The organism is Paenibacillus methanolicus, from assembly GCF_008124765.1.
GTDB lineage: Bacteria > Bacillota > Bacilli > Paenibacillales > Paenibacillaceae > Paenibacillus_Z > Paenibacillus_Z methanolicus.
In genome coordinates this window covers 431726-453069 of record NZ_VNHS01000004.1, presented here as the reverse complement: position 1 = coordinate 453069, position 21344 = coordinate 431726, and the positions used below count along the sequence as shown (strand labels likewise).

At 52.6% G+C, this 21344-nt stretch carries 13 protein-coding genes; all 13 read right to left on the bottom strand.

The window, feature by feature from the left end:
- Positions 1–34: 34 nt before the first annotated feature.
- Positions 35–1243 carry a methionine adenosyltransferase gene (metK, locus tag BCM02_RS13530; protein WP_148929620.1) on the bottom strand — a complete coding sequence of 403 codons (1209 nt, stop codon included), beginning with the start codon at positions 1241–1243 and terminating at the stop codon, positions 35–37.
- A gap of 229 nt (positions 1244–1472) precedes the next feature.
- Positions 1473–1760 (bottom strand): alpha/beta-type small acid-soluble spore protein, encoded by a 288-nt coding sequence (locus BCM02_RS13525; RefSeq protein WP_148929619.1) that lies wholly within the window; start codon positions 1758–1760, stop codon positions 1473–1475.
- Between the two features lie 163 nt (positions 1761–1923).
- Entirely contained in the window at positions 1924–2304 is a 381-nt protein-coding gene (locus BCM02_RS13520; RefSeq protein WP_148929618.1) for a hypothetical protein, read from the bottom strand.
- Positions 2305–2446: 142 nt separating this feature from the next.
- Positions 2447–4936, bottom strand: a complete 2490-nt coding sequence (locus BCM02_RS13515) for a hypothetical protein (protein WP_148929617.1) — start codon at positions 4934–4936, stop codon at positions 2447–2449.
- Between the two features lie 133 nt (positions 4937–5069).
- Positions 5070–7895: an S-layer homology domain-containing protein gene (locus BCM02_RS13510; protein ID WP_148929616.1), complete on the bottom strand. Its 2826-nt coding sequence runs from the start codon at positions 7893–7895 to the stop codon at positions 5070–5072.
- Positions 7896–8462: 567 nt separating this feature from the next.
- Positions 8463–12656 (bottom strand): S-layer homology domain-containing protein, encoded by a 4194-nt coding sequence (locus tag BCM02_RS13505; protein ID WP_148929615.1) that lies wholly within the window; start codon positions 12654–12656, stop codon positions 8463–8465.
- A gap of 258 nt (positions 12657–12914) precedes the next feature.
- Positions 12915–14048 (bottom strand): glycosyltransferase family 4 protein, encoded by a 1134-nt coding sequence (locus tag BCM02_RS13500; protein WP_148929614.1) that lies wholly within the window; start codon positions 14046–14048, stop codon positions 12915–12917.
- 214 nt (positions 14049–14262) lie between these two features.
- On the bottom strand, positions 14263–15069 hold the full coding sequence (locus BCM02_RS13495; RefSeq protein ID WP_148929613.1) for a WecB/TagA/CpsF family glycosyltransferase: 807 nt from the start codon (positions 15067–15069) through the stop codon (positions 14263–14265).
- Positions 15070–15084: 15 nt separating this feature from the next.
- Entirely contained in the window at positions 15085–16248 is a 1164-nt protein-coding gene (gene csaB / locus BCM02_RS13490; protein WP_148929612.1) for a polysaccharide pyruvyl transferase CsaB, read from the bottom strand.
- Complete coding sequence (locus tag BCM02_RS13485) at positions 16203–18305, bottom strand: DUF5693 family protein (protein WP_148929611.1); 2103 nt, start codon at positions 18303–18305, stop codon at positions 16203–16205. The genes csaB and BCM02_RS13485 overlap by 46 nt, the downstream gene beginning before the upstream one ends.
- A 12-nt stretch (positions 18306–18317) precedes the next feature.
- Positions 18318–20030 (bottom strand): phospho-sugar mutase, encoded by a 1713-nt coding sequence (locus BCM02_RS13480; protein ID WP_148929610.1) that lies wholly within the window; start codon positions 20028–20030, stop codon positions 18318–18320.
- 114 nt (positions 20031–20144) lie between these two features.
- The gene (gene fabZ / locus BCM02_RS13475) at positions 20145–20582 is read right to left on the bottom strand and encodes a 3-hydroxyacyl-ACP dehydratase FabZ (RefSeq protein WP_148929609.1); all 438 of its coding nucleotides are present in this window, start codon (positions 20580–20582) and stop codon (positions 20145–20147) included.
- Positions 20583–20744: 162 nt separating this feature from the next.
- The gene (locus tag BCM02_RS13470) at positions 20745–21311 is read right to left on the bottom strand and encodes a CDP-alcohol phosphatidyltransferase family protein (RefSeq protein WP_148929608.1); all 567 of its coding nucleotides are present in this window, start codon (positions 21309–21311) and stop codon (positions 20745–20747) included.
- Positions 21312–21344: the final 33 nt, after the last annotated feature.

Genomic DNA, 21344 nt, shown 5'->3' with positions numbered 1-21344 from the left:
AATAGGTGCGGTTTCATTGTTCTAAATCCATTGCTTAAGCGTTCACTTGCGCGTCCGCTTTCAGCTGCTCGGCTTTGTCGACGCGTTCCCAAGGAAGGTCGATGTCCGTGCGGCCGAAGTGGCCGTAGGCCGCTGTTTTGCCGTAGATCGGGCGGCGAAGGTCGAGCATTTTGATGATGCCCGCCGGGCGAAGATCGAAGTTTTTCTGGATAACTTCTACCAACACTTCTTCGCTCACTTTGCCGGTGCCGTACGTGTCGACGTTAATGGAAACCGGAGTCGCTACGCCAATCGCGTAAGCCAATTGGATTTCGCATTTGTCCGCCAGACCTGCCGCTACGATATTCTTCGCCACGTAACGAGCCGCATATGCCGCGGAACGGTCGACTTTCGTCGGATCCTTGCCGGAGAATGCGCCGCCGCCATGGCGAGCATAGCCGCCATACGTATCGACGATAATTTTGCGGCCCGTAAGACCCGCATCGCCTTGAGGACCGCCGATAACGAAACGGCCTGTCGGATTGATGAAGTATTTGGTTTGCTCGTCCAGCCACTCAGCAGGCACGACCGGCTTGATGACGTGCTCCATGATTTCCTTCTGGATTTGCTCGAGCGTTACTTCTTCCGCGTGCTGCGTGGACACGACGATCGTGTCGACGCGTACCGGCTTGCCGTCTACGTACTCGATCGTGACTTGCGTCTTACCGTCCGGACGGAGGTAGTCGAGCGTGCCGTTCTTGCGCACTTCGGACAGACGACGTGCGATACGGTGAGACAACGCGATTGGCAGCGGCATGAGTTCTGGCGTCTCGTTCGTTGCGAAACCGAACATCAAGCCTTGGTCGCCAGCGCCGATATCCGCGTTCTCTTGACGGATGTCTTTGCCGTCGCGCGTCTCGATCGCGGCGTTAACGCCTTGCGCGATGTCCGCTGATTGCTCGTTCAGGGAAGTCAATACGGCGCAAGTCGTGGAGTCAAAGCCGTATTTGGCGCGCGTGTAGCCGATTTCTTTGATCGTCTTGCGCGCAATCGCCGAGATGTCCACGTAGTCCGCGCTGCTGCTGATCTCGCCAATAACGAGTACCAGACCCGTAGCTACGGATACTTCGCACGCTACGCGCGCATATGGATCTTGCTCGAGAAACGCGTCCAATACCGCGTCCGAGATTTGGTCACAAATCTTATCGGGATGTCCCTCCGTGACCGATTCCGAAGTAAACAAATGCCGTCCTTTAATCGACAATGTTTTCAACCTCCTGCTACTCAAAATAAAGGTAAGTATGAAGAATAAGACATGCATGGGTTCGAAACAATAGAAAAGTCAACACGCCACACATGGACCTAACGAAACGTCTCATCCAAAAAATCAACCTTTTCCGGTGATGGAAAAGGTCGCTAGTCAACTCTCTAAAACAGTATGATACCGAAGTTGTCGCTTGGTGTCAATGGCTGTTGTCTTGTGTTTGGCGCCATTACAAGCCGTTCAGAACACGCTCTGCCTGCTCGACTAATCGACGTGTAATCGAACCGCCGATATAGCCGACATCGCGGGTCGCAAGCCGCGACCATGGTACGCTGGCTGGATCGCTCGATTCACCCACCGCGCCAAAATCATCTGCCGCAAATTCCGTCATGCCCAGCCGGTCCGGCGTCACCGCACCTGCCGTTAACCCAAGCTCTGCCGCAATTTCGTATTTCATCTGGTCAATCGCTGCTCGCGCTTCGGGTACCACTACAATGTTGCTTCGACGTTTAGCCATTTCGTCATGCACCTCCTGTAGTTGATATCCGTATTGTGCGCGACGTTGTTCCCTTTGAGCCGGATAACATGTTGGCTGCGGGGGGAAAAATAAGTAGCGCTGACATCGCGCGCATGCGAAGAAGTCCGAAACGCCAAACCGTCCCGGACTCCTTTTCTTCATCTTATGTCTGCTCTTGAAGCTCATAGGCTCCTCGAGCCATGACGACGATTGCACCGCTCTTCTGTTCAGGCGAGTGCTGAATGCCCCGTCCGCTTCTCGCCGCGAGCAACAAATGGTCATTCTTTACAGCTGCGCCTGGTTTCAGTTCGCCGCCATCCGTCAATTCAGATACGCCATTAGCATCCGAACTTACGACAATCGCTTTGCCGGCTCGAACCACGAACTCCGCGCTTGTCTTGGCCACGATACGCTTGCCAACCGGTACGTTGACGACCTCGAAGACCGAAGAAACTGCTTCAGGAGCAGACTCTTCATTCGAAGAGTTCGAACCGCCGTTACCCGTTAATGCGGCTATTTTTTGGTCGACATAGCTTTTGGTCACGACTGGATCCTCGATGGAGCCTGGTGTAACGGCGTCACCGTCGCTCTGTACGCGGTCCATTAAGAATACGGATGAAATTAAAATGACGCCAGCAACTACTAGACCAATCTTCTTATTATATAGAATCGCTCTTCACCTCTAATTACTGGTTGGTGGTCGTGGCGCTCAACTTCTGACTCGCCATTAACTTGCGATGACCTTGATATTCATCATAGATGTTGACCGTGAAATCTCTAAATAACAATCCCCACAACGGCTCATCGCTGAATGTTACGGAAGTCTTGATTCCTTCGCCCAGTTTCCACGCATCTGTTCCGGTTTCTAACTCGAACGCTTTCTCGTATTCTTTTGAACCATCGACCAATTGGATAACCAACTTATGACCGCCGGCGAGATACTCGTAATTGTACAATCTACTCAGGTCGTAAGTAAACTCGAATTTATATTCATGCGAGTCCGTCTGGTAGGTCGACCAATTTTTGATATTGATACGATATGGATTTAACGCCATATTTTGGAACGTGACCGGAGCCGTCATATTCGTCATCGGCAATGTGTACGACTTCGCATTCACAAATCCATCTGCCGTTCCGTCTGCAGGCGTGAAGGTGTTGCCTGTTATCCCCTCGCCAACGAGGACTTTAAGTTCGCTCGTATCCGTATTGCTCGGCAAGACCACATACGCCTGCACTAGTGAATTGCGGCCCGCGCTTGCCTTTGATTTCACGTTGACGAACGTTCCTTGCGTATAATTACCGTCCTTTGTTTGGAAAAACACTTGCAAGTTAGCAAGATCGGCAATGCGTTTTTCATCGTTGTTGTATTCGAATTCTACGTATGCCATTTTTGAATCTTTCTTCTCATAAATGGCCCGATTAACAAGCTTCAGCGTTGCGGCACGTCCAACGCCCGCGATTCGAATGGATTCCGTTAATCCGATGGCCGGCGGCGTCAAACTCGTGCTGCTGATATTAAATTGACCGATCGACGACTGTGCTCCTGCCGCGCTGTCTGTAACCTCGGACAGTTGAATCGTAAGCGCGCTCGATTTAAAGGTGTACGGAACCTTGGCGCTCAAAATATAGTTCGTGGATTGATTGCTGTCCAGCGAAATGATGTTATCTGTCTTAATCAACTGAATATCCTTCTCATCTACCTGGTATCCATTTAGCATGACGGTCGCTTTTAAGTTCGGGAGCGATTTCATGCCGCCTTCCGTATTGGAGATGGTGATGATGCTGTTGATAATATCTTGGGTCCCCCATGGCAGACGCTCGCCTCGCTCGACGGTTATGTTAAACAACCCCTGTTTCGAATTATAGCGAACGGTACGTACGTTTTGTTGATTCTGCGTTGTTGGGACATTATATAGGCCTTTGACAAAGCCTTTTTTATTTTCTTCCGATGTTTGTCGAACGACCAATCGGAGGCCGGACATTTTGGCGCTTGACGGAACGTTAAACTGGAGATACTTTTCAGCTAGCAGGCCAGGGAGAAGCTCCGTCGACGTCGCTGCATTTGTCGTTGTGGTGACTTGCGGATATAAGGTTCCATCCGCCGTCATCAACAAATAGCTATAATTCGGCAGACTCACGGCCTGTTTGCCCTTATTGGCGAAGCTCATGTACATGGAGACCTGCTGCGTCGTTCCGGTCGTGCTCACAAACGCATCGCGAAGCTTCGAATTCACTTTCGTGCCGTCGATCGTGATTGCCCGTTCTTTGTTGACCGGCGTGTAAACCCACTGCTGGCCAACCGGTGTGATCGCATATGTGGCGAGCGGCATCTCCGTTTTCGTTTCTTCATCGGTTACCGTTACGATTAGCTGCATATTCGGATCAATTTTATTGATCGGTAGCGTTCCATATAGCTGAAGCTCTTTAGCAGCCCCAGAAAGCAGTTGTTGCTCACCACCTAAGTCCACATTCAGTTTATTCATCGTTCCGCCGGAGCGCTTAATATAAAAATTAATATTGTTGAGCGCTATCGCCTGGTTGCTATAATTCGTTACTCGATAAGTCAATGAACCTTCAACCTGTCCTCCGATCACCGCGAATTCCGACTTGGCTAGCATGCTGCTCATTTGCTTACCGCCAATTTTGACAACCTTACCGGTGGCGCTCGGAACAACATTGGAATAATTCGAAGGTATGGAAACTTCGCCTAAAGAACGGATATAGTCCGGTTGGGAGAAATCCCATTTTAAAAATTTAATCTTGATATTGTTGATGGTTAAGCCGTAGTTCACTTTTGCGGAGAAATGGAATTCCTTCGTCGTCTTCGCCGGAATTTTCGTATCTTTTGCATCATTCGCATCGAGTTTAGAAGTGAATTTGCTTCCGGATTTACTATATAATTCAACCCAATAATCCCCGAAGTCCAGATCTTGATTCGAGCCATTATAAATGGCAACCGTATAGTACACCGTTTTTTCGTTTGAACCGTACATCATTTGAATGTCGGTCACTTTAGCTGTCGTGGAGGCGTTAATCTTCACAGTCTTTAAGGTTGGCGTTGCTGCTTTACTTACAACCTGAGCAGCATCTACTTTCTCTATAGGGAAACTTTGAAGAGTTAATGCAGTCGTAGAAGCAATCAAAACCGGGAGTCCAAACTTCTTTATCACGTTCATCGTCATCATCCTTTGTTATATTCTATAGTTTTAGACGCTTTTTAACGTGAAAAGTTTCAACCACGCTCATTTTGATAGTGGTTAGCACAAATAAAAAAAGAGCCGATTGCTCGGCTCTTTTTCATTGAAGCTATTAAGCAGTTACAACAACTTTGATCGTTGTTGGTGTACCAGCAGCGTCGTAGATTACCGCGTTGAAGGTATCGCCAGCAACTACAGTAGCTGTAGTTTTGCCAGTAGGCAGCGTAGTTGCAACTGGTGTGAAGGCTTCAGCTGCACCAGTCAGCTCAGTGCCGTACTGGTCAGTCGTTTTCACGCCGTCTTTGATAACTGCTGCGAAGCCAGCGTTGATCGCTGCTGCAGAAGCGGAGAGAACGAGCGTGTCTTCTTTCTTAGCGGAACCGTTCGTAACGAGTTCGAACTTCGTTACTTTCGGAGCAGTCGTGCTAACTTTAACGACTTTGCTCAGGTTCACTGGGCCACCGTTAGCGTCAACCGTTACTGCGATCGTAACTTCTTTGTTACCAGCGCTGTCGAAGCCAACGTTGCCGAATGCGCCGACTTTGCCGCCTGCGAAGTCAACGTTTTCGCCAGTTACAACAACGTTACCGTTATAGTACGAAGTTGGAACAGCTACTTTCTTACCGTCGGAAAGGACACCGTTGACTTTAACGTCACGTGCATATGCAGCGTCAACTGCAGTGCCTGCTTTGCTGCTATACAGCGTGGAGATATCAGCCAGCTCGTAAGAAGTGATATCTGCTTTCTCCACAACACGTGCGTTGTAGGAGTAAGCGCTGTTCGCTACGAGAGCGCCTGCTTTTTGCAATGTGAGCGTAACCGTTGCAGAACCTTTAGCAACGCCCGTGAACGTGGAAGCATCGCCGGAAGCATCAATTACTGTTTCGGAGCTCGTTACTTTAGTAGCGTCCGAGTTCTCGATTTTAACCGAGTATTGGCCTGCACCAGTACCCCAAGCTGGCGTAAAGTCGCGACCGTATTGGTCTTTGATCGAGATGTCGCCTGGTTTCAGCGTCGTTGTTGCTTCTTTTGCAAGGTTAGCGGAGTAACCAGCATCGGACTTGAAGCCAGCAATTACTGTTGCTTCTGCTTTGTCAACGAAGTTGAAGGTAGTGTAAGTGTGTTTGTTCGTTCCAGTCAGAACGGAAACGGAACCTGCACCCTTAAGTGTTACACTCGTTGCGTCAACAACCAGTTTAGCCGTGTTTTTAACATAATCTTGAACGAAGGTAGCGGAAACGTTACCGTTCGGCGTGTTAACCGTGATGGAACCGTTAATGCCAGCATTCAGATCGGAAGCTTTCGTGATCGCGTTGCCGAATTGGTCAACAGCCGTGAAAGGAATCTCGATTTTCTCGCCTGCTGGAGCAAGCGTCGGAGCGCTCAGCGTCAGCGTGTCAACTTTGATCGAGTCTTTAACCGTAACGTCGTAAGTTACTGTTTTACCGGAGTAGATTGGGCTCAGGTAGAACTTCGACGTGCCTGCAGTCAATTTGCTCGACGAACCGTTAGCAAGTGCGATCGTCAGTTCTTTCGTACCATCGATCGTCAGCTCTTTGAAGTTAGGTTTGAAGTTCGTTTTTGCCGGGTCTGCATCTACGTCAACAACGGCTTTGTCAACAACATAGTTGTTAGTCGAAGTCACGATTACATCGTCACGCAGGATGTCAGGGTTTGTAATAACGTTGCCGTATTGGTCTTTTGCTTCTACAACCAGTACGTATTCAGCTGGGTCCGAAGAAACACTCAGTGTTTTCGTGTTGTCAACTGTGTTGACAATTTTCTTCACAGTGATTTCTTGAACATTCGCTTGGTTCGAAACCGAAACGATCGCGCTTGCGAACGTAGTCGACGACGAGTCCAGCGCCGTTACGCTTACTTTTTGGTCGATAACGTAGTCAGCAGCTGTGTTCTTGATTGTCAGAACACCTTTCGTTGCATCCGGGGAAACGGAAGTCGAAGGTGCAGCAGTGAACGTTACGCCGCCAGTTTTCGTTTTCGTAACATCTTCGCCGTATTGGTTCGTGATTTTGTACGCAACTTGGATCTCTTTCTTATCCGTACGGGAGATTGCAGCTTTTTCGGAAAGGAACTCGATTTTCGCTACTTTCTCGTCTTCAACCGTGACTTTCGAAGTCAGCGTAGTTTCGCCGGATTTAGCTGTGATCGTGTACTCGCCTTTAAGAAGGTTGCTCACCATCTCAAGCGTTGCCGTTTGCTTGTCGTCAGCAAACGTTGTTTTGTTGATGTTTACTACGGAACCTGTAGCATTCTTGATTTCGAACGTTACTTTGGAAGTGTCAACCGCTTGGTTGAATTTCACTTCAACTTTCTTAGCGCCTGCCAGTTTAGCAGTAGCTTCGAGAGTTTTAACGACCGACTTCTGGTAAACAACGAACGAAGCGTCAACGAGGTCGCCGCGAGTTGCGTTCACTGTGTAGTCAGCGGAAGTCTTGATCAGACCAGCTGCTACTGCTGCAGCAACATATTGAGTCGCCCAAGCGGAAGTTTTGCCTTCTACTTTAGCGTCAGCTTTAAGTTCGAGTTTCAGAGCCGTTGCCGCGATTTTCGCGACTTGCTCCAGGGATACGTTCACTTTAGGACCGAATTGGCCAGCGCCAACGCCCTCGATGATTTTTGCTTCAGCAAGCGCGCCGATTTGGCCGATTGCCCAGTGAGTAGCCGAAACGTCTTTGAACGAAGCTGCTGCTGCTGGTTTGTTCTCGAGCTTGAGAAGCGTAGCCAGTGCTTTCGCGAACTCAGCGCGTGTCATCAACTGGTCGAGGTGGGACTCACCGTTGATACCTTGGAAGATACCAGCTGTTTTCATTTCTTGGAATTTCGCTTCTGTTGTCAGCGGATCCGCAGCGAATGCTGCCGATGCGAACATCGAGAAAGCCATGGATGTAGCGAGAATTGCGGATAGACTTTTCTTCATAACCTTTTTTTCTCCTCCTCGATTGTGTTGCACTTTGTTTGTAGAAGTATCTTGCCTTGACTCCCGTGAGCGTCCGAGCTTAATACTTCCAAAAAATGATGTCTACGACATGCACCGAACAATGTGTCGAAAGCCGTCGCAGAAACTAGTAAACGAATGAATAGTGTAAAACTACTTGGGAACTAGCACACTTTAACATTATACAATGGCGAAATACCTAGGTAAAGAGATTCCATAGAAAAATCTCTCAATCCCGCCGCCGTATTCCTGTCGTTTTGTGATGTTCACGTATATAGACGCAGCAGTCGTGCAAAAGTTGCGCGTGTTGCAAACTTTTTTATTTTTTATTTTTAATACCCTAATCTTGATTGTTTTTCCCGGACTCCCCCTTAAGATCGCATCGGTTCGCAACTAAGCGATTTAGATTAATACGGGCTCCCATAGGTTGTATAACCTCGCTCGGTAAACCTTAAACAAATCCTAATAGAAGAAGACAAATTTCGATAGAATGCGCAAAAACGGCCTGCTCCTCGGGGAGCAAGCCGCTTGCTGTATCATGCGTTACGATTAGTTGATCTTCGGAAGCTTCTTCAGATCAGCCATGACTTTGCCGACGATAATGGCGGCATCGGAGCGAAGCAGGTACGATTGCGATTCGAATACGTACCCCTTCGACAAGTCGGATGCATCTACAGGCGAACCTTTGATGTAACCCTTCTTGGCTATCGCTACAACCGATGCTCTCGAGTAGTAGCTGATGTTCGAGTAGTCTTTAAACGCTTTCTGAAGCGCCTTGTCGATCTTCACCGAGTCGGTATCCAGCTTCAAATCGAGGGCGCGCGCTAGTATAACGGCCGCTTCTCCGCGAGTTAAGCTGTTATTCGGCTCGAACGTTCTCGGCTGCGTACCGCGAATGATGCCTTCGCGAGCCGCCGTTTCGATATAACGATAATCCCATAGCGCGTCGATGTTCGTAATCGGCGCTACGTCGTCGAAATGCAGATTGCCTTTGTAGTTCAGCGGAATATCGAGCATGCGGATGATCATTCTTGCAAACTCGCCGCGCGTAGCGTACATGTCGGCGCCGAAGTCGTCGTAATTGGAGGAATTCATCAATCCTTTGGAATAGATGGCCTCCATATAGTTCCGCGCATAAGGATGGTTCGATACGTCGCTGTACGAGTAAGACAACTTACCAACCACGTAATAACCGAATTGCTCGAAAGGAACCGTGATCGTATTTTTGCCCGTGTCGACCACGCCGCCCAGATTCACCCAGAACTTGTTCTTGACGTCGTAGTGGTACACCGTTACGAGCGTGCCTACGCTATCGCGAATGTTCGGATCGAAGGAAAGCGTCAATTTGCCGACCTTCGACGTCACCAGCTCGCGGTCATCCGGACGCAAATCGTAGGTCGGAATATCCGAGCTCGGGAACTGGTACGGATCCACGCCTGTCGTTACAGGATCATACGAAGCCGTGGAAAGGTTGTCCGCAAGTCCTCCGTCAATCCAGTACACCGGACTCGCCTTGCCGAAACGAGTCGGGAACGAAACATTGAAACGCGTGCCGTAGTTCTCGATTAATTGGCTGAAATTCGCCGGCCACACGTCATACTCTCTGCGATTCAGCACGCCGTCCATCGGGTTGGCGATACCAAACAACAACTTATGGCCCGTATAGATTTGGTTTTTCAGTTTGTTCGTCGAATCGTAGTCCGTGCGGATCAGCGACGTTCCTTTGGCGAACGTTAAGGACAAGGTGCCGTCGAAGACTTTATGCGAACTCTTCATGTCCTCCAAATACTCCGCGCCTGGAATGTTCGTCGGTTGATAAGTCACTTCGAACGTGTCCGAAACCGTATCGTTGGCGTTTGTGATGGTAAAGCTGATCTTGTTCACGCCTGTTTTCAAGCCCGAAATCGTGGCGCGGAAAGCATTCGGCTTATCGATATCGCCGTCGTTGTCGGTATCGTATCCTGTTTTCTTCGCGTTGATCTTGTTAATGACGACGGAATCCGCCCCATTAGCGTTGATAATGACTTCGAGGTAATTCTTGTTGATAATGGCTTCCTGGGGAAGCATTGGACGCTCGATGCTATACGGAAGCGCCGTAGGGTCGAGTTCAACCCGGTACGATGCCTTCGGACCGTATTCGCCGTCATTATAGACGTTAAACAGATATACGCTAGCGCTTCCGTCCGCGTTCAGTTCTTTGCCCTTCAATACGAAGGAGAAACTTTGCGTCTCCGTATCGTAACGAACGATCAGATCCGGGTCATATCCCGCAGGAATCACGCCGGAAGGATCGAGCGGATTCAATACGCCCAGCTTCTGCGTCCCTTTGTACACTTGCAGCGGGAACGTCAGATTCCAACGGATATCCGTCTTGGACGATGTTGACGTGATTTTAAAGAGGTACTTGCTCGGACTCGAAATATCGTCTAGTGCATCTTCCACGTCGCTTAACAACGTTTCGGCCTTTTCGCCAAGATCGATGAAGTCAAACGTGCCGTAAAGGTTCACGTAAGACTGTTTCGTTGTGTACACACCATTGGCCAGCTTGAAGTTGGTGTCATTGTACACGGGCATTACGTCCACTGTATCCGATGCAGTGTGCGTGAATGGGAATACGCCGGCATCATCTACTGGAATCTTCGGCAGGTTGTTCGGAACAATGTTAACCTTGATCGTTTTCTCATAGTAGCTCTTAGTTCCTTGGAAAACGATGCGAAGCGAATTCTCGCCGTTGATCAGGGCTTCGAATGCAATTCTCTCCAGCTTCTTCGAGATAGGAGCGCCTAAGCTATCCGTCTCGCCAGTGAGCATCGTATCGTCCGGATTCATGACGAATTGCCGCACATCATTATCAGAAGGACCGGCAATACCGATTTCTTTCACTTTCAGCGGGATTTGAACATTATTGATATAGAAAAATACGGTTTGCGGCTTTTTCGGACTGGACGTCGTGTCGGCCTCGTAACGAATTTCGCTCGTATCGTTAATATTCGAGAATTCACCTTCGAAATTGCTGAAAGCATCATTGATGATATCGTCGATGCGGGTCAATTCCGAAGCCACGGTGTTGTCATTGATAATCATCGCATCGTAGATGCTCGTATAGCTCGCATACGGACCGTACAGCATGCTGAATGTTGCAGATGTGGATAAAGTCGTAACTGAAGCTGCACTATTCTTATAATTAATCTTCAGTGTCTGCGTCCCTTCGAACGGCATCTTCGAGAAGACGAATACTAATCGGCGATAAATGACGCCGTCCTTCGTTACCGTCTCATCCGAATCCGAAAGCGACAGTTGCGTATAGTCGGTGTTCGCCACAAGCGGATGGTTCTTGCCGTACAAGTTCGATATTGTAGCTGGCGTGACGACTGTCGTGCTGTCCACGTAATTCCCAACCAGCACTTCGACCGCCAGCGGCAACCCGTAAATTTTGCTGGCCTCAAGGGCGAGCGGCGTAATTGTTCCCATTGAAACACCCGATTTATACCCCGGCAGGTAATTCACTTCTTTGATAAACGCATCTGTGCCGCTTACCAATTTGAATCGATACGTGCTGCTCGACTCCAACTGGCTCGTCATCGGGTTGCTTGCCGTGAATTGGACGTTAAACTGCTCATTAAAGTGGAGATCGCTTGTCAGTAGGTTGGTTTCATCCACTTTGTTGGCTACGGTCATCGTAAAATCAAAAACGAAGTATGCATCGTCTCTATTCGCCGTCGGCACTGCCGTCGCCGTTGTCGTTGTCACGACATTGGCTGGCGTCGGGGAGCTCTTCAATACACCCGCGATCAGAGCGGCTACCGTCACGGGATTCGTTGGATCCGGTCTTGGCGTGCTAGTCGCAGTATCGTAGTTATTCGGGATAATAGCCTTACCGGTAATGGTGTATTTGTTGTTTTTATCCGTTGTGATCGTCGGCGTATCCGACAAATCGACCGATTGGATCAATGTACCCGCCGGCGTCGTCACTTCATTCAGGCTGACATCGCTGAATGTCACGCTACCGTTATAGAAGGTAATATTACGCGTCGAAGTGATGATTTGCGTACCGTTGTTTACTTTGAAGGTCACGATATTCTTGCCCTTCTGGAGCGTGATCGGCGATGCCGCAAAAGTATTGCCATTGGCTGTATTGACGGTGAACGACTTCGTGTTGCCGTTCACGCTGACCGATACAGACGAAGCATTCGGCGCGTTACCGGTGATGCTGATGTCTGCCGTCGTTCTGCCTTTGGTAGCATTCGAGTATACGATCGTCGAACTAGCTTCCGTAAGCGGGAAGCTGGAACCCGACAACGTTGCCGTCAGGTTGTAAAGGATCGGCGAGTTGCGGTATTCGATATAGATCGAGTTCGAGACTTGCCCACCGCTCTTCGTCCCTTGGAACGTAATCTTGTTCAAGCCAGGGAAGAGTTGAACATTATAAATTTTAATGGAGGAGCCCTCGACGTATACGTTACTCGTCAGACCCTCTCTTTTGTTCGGGGGATCCGTGGCTTCCGTAGGATCTACAATTTGATATACAGAGTAAGAAATCGAACTGGCATCGACATTGCTGATCGTGCCCGTGAGCGTAATCCGCTCATCCGTAACGGTCCGCGGCGAGCTGCTCGAGGCGCTTTCGGCCGGGAAGGTGAAGTTGGTCGTTGCCGCCGTCGCGACGTCATTCACGCTGCCTGGTGGCAGTAGTTGGATCACGAGGCTGAAGAGCATCAGCCATAAACCTAGTTTCTTAATCACGGTAAACCTCCTTATAGTCCATGCATTAATAACGTCGTTGTACTAGATTTATCGGACGTAACCTGCGAAAAGTTTACACTTGCGGCGAAATGGAACCTTTTGACGCAAGGCGAAACGGCTATCGCCATCTTTAGTGGCGATAGCTGTTTCGTTCCGGAGACATAGAGGCCGAAGTATAAACGTGAAACTACTACTTTCCTCTATGTCAAAAAAGCCTTGGTTCCACAAAGGAACCAAGGCTTCCATATCCGGGATATGTTATTTGGAACGTTGTTCTTCCGCACGCATCAGGACGCGCTGCAGGAAGTTAAGCACCGGACGACGCGTCTTGTCGACGATGCCGATCAGCTCGGCGCCGATCTGCAGGACGAAGACCAGAACCAGAATGACGACGAACGTGACCCAATTCGCGGCCGTCGACTGTACGATCGTCGATTGGACGATCGCGCAAGCGCCGAAGAATGCCGCAATGCCGTAAATGATCAGTACCGTACGGCGGTGGCTGAAGCCAAGTTCGCGCAGGCAGTGGTGCAGATGGCCTTTGTCCGGGGCGAAAATCGGACGCTTGTTGATCCAGCGGCGGACGATCGCGAAGAACGTATCCGACAGCGGCACGCCGATAATGAGGAGCGGCGTGACGAACGAGACGATCGTGACCTGCTTGAAGCCGATCATCGACAAAGTCGCCAGGCTGAAGCCCAAGAACAGGGAACCCGTATCGCCCATGAAAATCTTCGCCGGGTGGAAGTTATAGGCCAGGAAGCCGATGACCCCGCCGAGCAGAATCGTGCTAAGCAAAATGACAGGGGCGAAGCCCATAATGCCGGCCATGACGGCAATCGTGCCGATCGCGATGGCCGATACGCCGGCCGCCAAGCCATCCAATCCGTCGATCAGGTTGATCGCATTGGTCACGCCGACGATCCACAGAATGGTGAGCGGGATACTGATCCATGCCGCAACAGGCTGCATGGCTTCGCCGAACGGAATGTTCAGCAGGTCGATCTTAATGTCGAAACCGATGACGACGACGCATGCCGCGATAATCTGTCCAAGCAGCTTCACTTTCGCCGAAAGTTCGAAGCGGTCGTCCAGCGCGCCGATCAGCACGATGATCGTGCCGCCGACGAGCAGACCGTTAATCAAATTCGTATCGTAACTGCGCAGCAATCCTTCCGGCAGGAAGGGCTTGATGGCGAAATAACCGCCGACGAATGCCGCATATATGCCAAGACCGCCCATACGGGGCATAATTCTCGTGTGTACTTTGCGATGGTTCGGCTTGTCGATCGCGCCGATCGCGTAAGCCAATTTAATAACTAACGGAGTCACCGCCAATGCTAAACATAACGCGACAATAAATCCGATTCCGTAAAGAAAGCCCTCAGCCATCTTCATCTCCCTCTCATGTTCGTAAATCGAAGCCGCTGGCGTCCGCTTGCTATGTACGTGGACAGGCCGTGCTCGATTCACACCTGCGACAGTAAATAACGGGATGACGAATTTGTTTCATTCGCCTAAGACTATCGCCGGAATGAATTATACTCCGTTTGAAAAAGAAACTCCATACTCTTTTTCAAGCAATTTTCACCGTTTTCGCTAGTTTTCACAACGCATTGCGATATTTTGTCACGTTTTCTTTATCGCGCATCACTTTGAGCGCGAATTTGGGCAATACGAGCATGCGGCCAACCCGCGAAGGCTGCTTGAGCAGCCGGTAGAACCATTCCAGGCGTAGGCGCTGAAACAGCTTCGGCGCGCGTTTCACCACGCCCGCGATGACGTCGAAGCTGCCGCCGACGCCCATCATGACGGGAATGCCGAGCTCGGCTTTGTGCGCGGCGATCCACGGCTCCTGCGTATTCACCGAACGTGCCACGAACAGAAGATCGGCTTGCGACTGACGGATAGCCGAAATCACTTCGCCGTCTTGGTCAGCGCCGAAAAATCCATTGCGGTATCCTACGACGATAAGGCCCGGGTATTGTTCCGCGATTCGCTTCGCGCACGTCTTGATCACTTCCTGCGTACTGCCGAGCAAATAAACGCGCCATCCGCGCTGCCCGCCGATGCGGAACAACTCATGCATCAGGTCGTAACCGGCCACACGCTCCGCGACCGGCTGGCCGACTCTCGAAGCCGCCCATACGACGCCCGTACCGTCCGGCACGACCAATTCGGCGCTGCGCAGCGCCTCGTCGAAGACGGGACTTTCCAGCGCGGCCATGACCATAATCGGATTGCCCGTCACGACGTGCGTCGGGATATGTTGTTCGATGCGCGCCGTTAAATGGTTGACTGTATCCCTCATATTGAGCTTGGAGAACGAGATCCCATATATGGAAACGGTCGGCACGGCCGTTGCCGCGGCGCCTGTCTCATGCTCCGTCCGCAGCGTTGTTGACTGACTCATGTGCGCTTGTCACCTCTATTTGTTATGACGAAGAAGGCTGACGATTTGTTTCGCCGGTCTTCTCGCTTCCTGCTTGAGTTGCTCGATGGCCGCCTTATGTTCCGCCAACCATTCTTCGCGACGGTCTATCAGACGGCTTGCTTCCGCCACGAACGCGTCAGCGTTCAACTGCTCCGTCGTGCCGATCGCGGTTAGTCCGACCCGTTTCAGAAATTGATCGATCTTCGGATCGTACGACAACCCTAACATCGGGACGGATTGATTGGCCGCGTAAATCAGCGCGTGAAGTCGCATGCCGAACAGTACATCGCATTCGCTTACCGCCTTCAGCATGTGCTGAGGGTCGTCTCCGGGTGACGCAAGTTCGGCCGAACTGCCCGAACCCAAATCCCCAAGCTGCTCCATCACCTGCCGAGACGTTTCCGCATCCGACGGCGTATGGAACGGCAGAAATCGGAGTCGAACCGGGCGGCTGCGAGCCAGCGATGCTAACGCCTCCGCCGCGCGAGCGAGGTCGGCGCCGTCCTTGCGCCAATGCCGTAGAGATACGCCGATGATCGGCACCTCCGATGCGACAGCGTCATCGGAAGCGTCGCCCGGCACAGCGCCGGCCGGCAAAGGGAGCCCCATGACCGGATCGGACACGACTTCGATCGCCCCGCCCGGCACGCCGATCCTCTCGAGCAAAGCCGCCGACTCGGCGTCGCGAACCGAGACGTACGCGCTGCGGCGCATCACGCCGCGGATGAGCGGATCCATCCATCTCCGGTTGACCGGTCCGATGCCTTGAGCGTAAATAAACGTCGGTTTGCGGAGCAGCTGAGCGAGCTTCAATACGCCAGTATAATAAGGAATCGTGAGCGCGCCGGTTGCGTCCTGCAGCAAGCTTCCGCCGCCGCTTATCAAGCCATCGCTGCTCCGAATGGCGCGGATGACCTCCGCAAGCCGCATCCGATGAACCGCTTCGACGCCGTACATGTGCGTCGTCCATGCGGGATCGATCGATAGCACGACCGGCGCTATGCGCATGCCCTGCTGCCTGCCTTCTTCCTCCAGCGCGAACAGAATGGATTTCAATACGGCCTCGTCCCCGCTATTGCGGAAGCCGTAGTAACCGGAGATGACGATACGCTTCACTTCTGGCTGATTTTGAGCATCGGGACGTAGCGAAGCACCCATTTTCTCCAAACCCCTTCCAACACCTGCCACACCCCAATGCCGACAAGACCGATAATCGCGCCCAATACGAGACCGAGCACAACGCGGATTAACGAGATATGGAGCGGCGTATGAATATGCGCGAACGTATCGACCATCGACAATTGACCGATGGATCCTACGATAAAGAATACCCATGCGGCCCGGTAACGAAGCGCAAGGAAAAGCCCGACTAAAAATAACGGGTGGGACAGCATAAACTCCTTGAAGCGCGGACGAACCCCGAACGTCGTCTCCAACACGTTGCGGGTAAACAGCTCCAGCGCGGAGGCTTGTCCGGCATTGCCCGTGCGCGACAAGTAGTACATGCCGACGATGCCGAGGACGCCGGCCACGACGACCCACAGCACCGTGATTTGGGCATTCAGAATACGTCTGATGTTGCCGCCGAACGAGCCGCTCGTGAACAAGAACACGTACAATGCGGACAAGCCGATCGGCGCCAAGTGCAAGAGGCTGACGCCGCGGAACTGCTCGAGCACGAGCGAATACGTAATGTTGTTGAGCAGACCGAACACGTAAGGCACGCCGATCAGCGAGATCACCGAGGTCATCGCGAAGATCGACAGCGCCATCGTAATTCTTCTGCCGAACGAAAGACCCGGGAACACCCAGTTCAGACCTCCGAAACCGCTCTTGGCGGTCCCGGCGCCGCCCACGGGACGAAGCGAACCGGTCGTGTGCGCTTTGACCCGGCTGATGGCCCATATAATCGCGAGCGTCGGAGCGCTAATAGCGGCCCCAAGCGCAAGCCCTTGCTCCAAGGTCGGCTTGGACAACACGTACAACCCTGCGCTTCCGATCAGCCCGATCAGGAAGACCGGAATAACCACGCCCGGAATAAAGGCGCTGACAAGCAGCGTGATCAGCGCAACCGCGCCCAGCGCAACCACCGCCTTCAGCGGCTTATGCCAGGATGGCGATTCGTAATCGAACGGCTGGGCCGGACCTGCTTCATAACCCAAGTCGCTAAGCTTGCGGATCGCGCCTTGCTCGCCCTGAAGCGCATCGTAAATATTCGGCAGCGAGTTGACGACCGCGGACTTGGCCGCGCTGCGCGTCGGCGCCGTGTTCAGATAAAACATCCGGATATTCCGGTCCTTCACCGCGAGATGGAACCGGTCCGCGATCGCTTCCGGCTCCATGGTCGCCGCGTCGGAGTCCGAGAGCGAATACAATCTTGCAATATTATATTGCGTCAAATACGCAAGCGAATTCATCCCTTTTTGCGCTTTCGAATTCTCGATGGCCGCAATGCCAATATTGTACTTCGTCAGGATATGCGCAAAACCCGCGATGCTTTTCTTCTCCGCGTTGTCTTTATACCCTTTGACCGCGTCGCCCTCGAACAGGAGGCGGTTAACGCCCAGCTTCGAAAGTTCGGCCATCTGCGCGTCCACCATATTCTGATCGTACGGGATACGGTCGGAGAGGCGCGGAACAATCGAGAACCCTGCCGCATGGATCGCTTGCAGCGCGATCGGATCGGGATTCATCGGCTTGAGCATGGCATTCTCTACCGGCGTCTCCAAAATCAATCCCGTGCGTCCTCCGAAGGACCAAGGCTTCACGGCGATTTCCCAATTCGCGAACGTCTGCTCGATCATCGGGGAGAGAGCCGCCTCTTCCTCTTCGCCCGCGAACAGAAGATAGGTGTAATTCTCGTCCGGGGCGACCGGCTGATCCTGCAGCTCGGCGGCCGCGGCGGAATTGTACACGGACAAATAATCCGCCCACACCAGTTCTTCCAACGACGATTCGAAAATGGCCATCGACGTGATACCGGCATCCTTCATTTTGACGAGCTCGTCGGCAATGTATTGCCGCGGGTGCGCCGTATACGACGCCGCTTGCACGAGATCCCGGTAGTCAAACACGAAATCCACGTTCTTCGACGATGAATCTTCCATTTGCCAGCGCGTGGCGCCCAGCGGCAGAGCCGCCAGGACGCCGACGAGCGTCAGCACCCACATGAATGCGCGCGCTTTACGATTCCATTGCTGCCAAGATTGTTGCACGCCTTCCACTCCTTAAGCCTTGTTATCTACCCGCGCCATGACGGCCTCGGTCAGACGGCCGATCGCGGCTGCCGCTTCTTCCCGGGTACCGCCGTTCACGGCGAAGTATACTTTGATTTTCGGTTCCGTGCCGGATGGACGCAGGCAGAACCACGAGCCGTCCGCCAGCATGAATTTCAACACGTTCTCCGGCGGCAGTCCGTCCAGACCCGGCGCATAGTCAAGCACATTCGTAACGGCTACGCCCGCAACCTCGGCCGGCGGGTTCGAACGCCAATCGTTCATGATGCCTTGAATTTGCTGAACGCCGTCGACGCCTTTGAGCGTGCGGGATTCCAGATGCTCCAGGTACGTGCCGAACTGCTCGTACAGCTCAAGCAGCACATCGTACAGCGTCTTGCCTTGTCCCTTGTAATAAGCGGCCGCCTCCGCAATGAGCATGGCGCCGATAACCGCGTCCTTGTCTCGCGCGTAGGTACCCGCCAGGTAGCCGTAGCTCTCTTCGTAGCCAAAGAGGAACGTGCGCTCGCCGTTTTGCTCGTATTGGTTCATTTTCTCGCCGATATACTTGAAGCCCGTTAGCGTATTCACCACGTCCGCGCCATAATGACGGGCAATGTCCGCCCCCATCTCGCTCGTCACGATCGTCTTCACGACGACGCCGTTGCTAGGCAGCTGGCCGCGTTCCTTCAGCGTGGAAAGCAGATAGTTGACCATAATCGCGCCGGACTGATTGCCGGAGAGCACGACGTATTCGCCTTCGTTGTTGCGCACGACGGCCCCGACGCGGTCCGCATCCGGATCCGTACCGATAATAATGTCGGCCCCTACTTCGCCTGCAAGCTTAATCGCCAGCGTGAATGCTTCGCGCTCCTCCGGATTCGGAGACTTCACCGTGCTGAAATTGCCGTCCGGCTGCTCTTGTTCCGGCACGATATGCACGTTGGAGAAGCCTGCCGCTTCCAGCACGCCGCGCACCGGCAAATTGCCCGAACCGTGCAGCGCCGTAAATACGACGGAAACCCCCGCGCCGAGGCCGTTCTTGAGCGCCTCCGCGTTCAAGCTTTGCGAGACGACCGTATCGATATACTTGCGGTCCTCTTCTTCGCCCAACCAGCGAAGGAGTCCCTTCGCTTCCGCTTCCTCGCGGGAGATGCGGCGAACTTGATCGAAGCCCGTTACCTGCTGGATCGCGCTGATCGCCTGCTCCGCATCGGCCGGCACGAGCTGGCCGCCGTTCTGATCATATACTTTGTACCCGTTGTACTCCGGCGGGTTGTGGCTTGCCGTAATGACGATACCGCCCGTAGCGCCAACCGAGCGAACCGCGAACGACAACTGCGGCGTCGGACGAAGCGATGGGAACAAATAAGCCGTGATGCCGTTCGCCGCGAGCACGAGCGCCGAATCGAGCGCAAACTCCGGCGAGTTGTTGCGCGAGTCGTGCGCGATGACGACGGAAGGATTCTTCGCGCGCTGCAACAGCCAGTTGGCCAGCCCTTGCGTTGCTTTGCCTACGGTATATGGATTCATCCGGTTCGTGCCGGCGCCCATAACGCCGCGCAGGCCTCCCGTGCCGAATTCAAGATCACGGTAGAACCGGTCTTCGATTTCTTTGGCATTGCCCGAGATGGAAGCAAGCTCCTCCTTCGTCGCCGCATCGATCATCGCGTCGTTCAACCATGCTTCGTAACGTTCAACCGCTGTTTGTGTCATTGTCTCCATTTCCTGCCTCTCCAATTGTTCTTTGTCTATTCATCTATATGTGTCATTCATGTATGTACACTGTTTAGGACGACTTGCACCGTCCAATGGTTTCCAAGACGGCCTAAAAGAGGCTTACGCCTTCTTAGGGTCTTGAAGCGCGAACATAATCTCGCCTTCGGCCACGACTTTGTCCCCGACTTTGGCGGTAGCTTGTCCTTTGCCGATCGGCCCTTTCAGACGGGTAATCTCGACTTCCAGAATAAGCGTATCGCCCGGCGTGACTTGTCCGCGGAAACGGAAGTTGTCGATGCCGGCGAAGAAACCGATTTTGCCCTTATTCGCTTCGACCATCAGAATCGCGACCGTCCCGACCTGCGCCAGCGCCTCGACGATCAGCACGCCCGGCATGACGGCGTACTCCGGAAAATGCCCGGTGAAGAAAGGCTCGTTCATCGTGACGTTCTTCAGCCCGACGGCGCGCTTGCCCTCTTCGACCTCCAAGATCCGATCCACGAGCAGGAACGGCGGTCGATGCGGGATGATTTGTTGGATTTGTTGAATATCGAGCATAGTGAAAAGTGCCCCTTTCGCGCCTGATTGGCGTAATATTTTGATTCGCATTGTGCCACAATAGGCATATCCTTCGTGAAACTGCAGTCATGGGGGTTTAAGATAAGGAGCCCGACCGTCTTGGCCCGAAACGCCGGGGCGGCCGGACTTCTTTGTGCGCGTTTATTTGGGCTGGTCGACCGTCGTGCCCGCTTCCGGCTTCCCCGCTCGGCCGGCGAGCCGCTCCCGATGGTTGAGCCGCGCGAACAATATAATGTAGATAAACGACGTGACGAACGAAAATCCGATCACGCCCCACAGGTAGGCTTGGGCGAACGGAAGCTCGAAAAATATAAACGCAATAGCCGCATAATACAAAACGGTCGTCAATTTCCCCATCCAATTGGCCGGCACCGTCTTCATGCCGCGAAAATGAAAGAACGCCGAGCCGGCGATCATCCCGATGTCCCGAATGAAGAACGCCACGCAAGCCGCCCAATGGAGATGGCCGGTGGCGAGAAGCGAGACGATGACCGCGATCATCATTAGCTTGTCGGCGAGCGGATCGAGCATCGCCCCGACGGACGTCACTTGGCCGTGCCGCCTGGCGAGGTATCCGTCGAGGATATCCGTCAACCCGGCCAATACCACCACCGCGAAAGCCCATTTCATATGACCGGATGCATACACAACGATGTAGACTGGAATGAGCGCGAACCGCAGCGTGGTCAGCATGTTAGGCACATTCAAACCATCATGCCCCCTTACCTTTTTCTGGCGGTT

Coding starts and splice junctions, on each gene's coding strand:
- BCM02_RS13525 (WP_148929619.1), bottom strand. CDS start 1,760: ATGGCTAAACGTCGAAGCAACATTGTAGTGGTACCCGAAGCGCGAGCA.
- BCM02_RS13515 (WP_148929617.1), bottom strand. CDS start 4,936: ATGAACGTGATAAAGAAGTTTGGACTCCCGGTTTTGATTGCTTCTACG.
- BCM02_RS13510 (WP_148929616.1), bottom strand. CDS start 7,895: ATGAAGAAAAGTCTATCCGCAATTCTCGCTACATCCATGGCTTTCTCG.
- BCM02_RS13500 (WP_148929614.1), bottom strand. CDS start 14,048: ATGGCTGAGGGCTTTCTTTACGGAATCGGATTTATTGTCGCGTTATGT.
- BCM02_RS13495 (WP_148929613.1), bottom strand. CDS start 15,069: ATGAGTCAGTCAACAACGCTGCGGACGGAGCATGAGACAGGCGCCGCG.
- csaB (WP_148929612.1), bottom strand. CDS start 16,248: ATGGGTGCTTCGCTACGTCCCGATGCTCAAAATCAGCCAGAAGTGAAG.
- BCM02_RS13480 (WP_148929610.1), bottom strand. CDS start 20,030: ATGGAGACAATGACACAAACAGCGGTTGAACGTTACGAAGCATGGTTG.
- fabZ (WP_148929609.1), bottom strand. CDS start 20,582: ATGCTCGATATTCAACAAATCCAACAAATCATCCCGCATCGACCGCCG.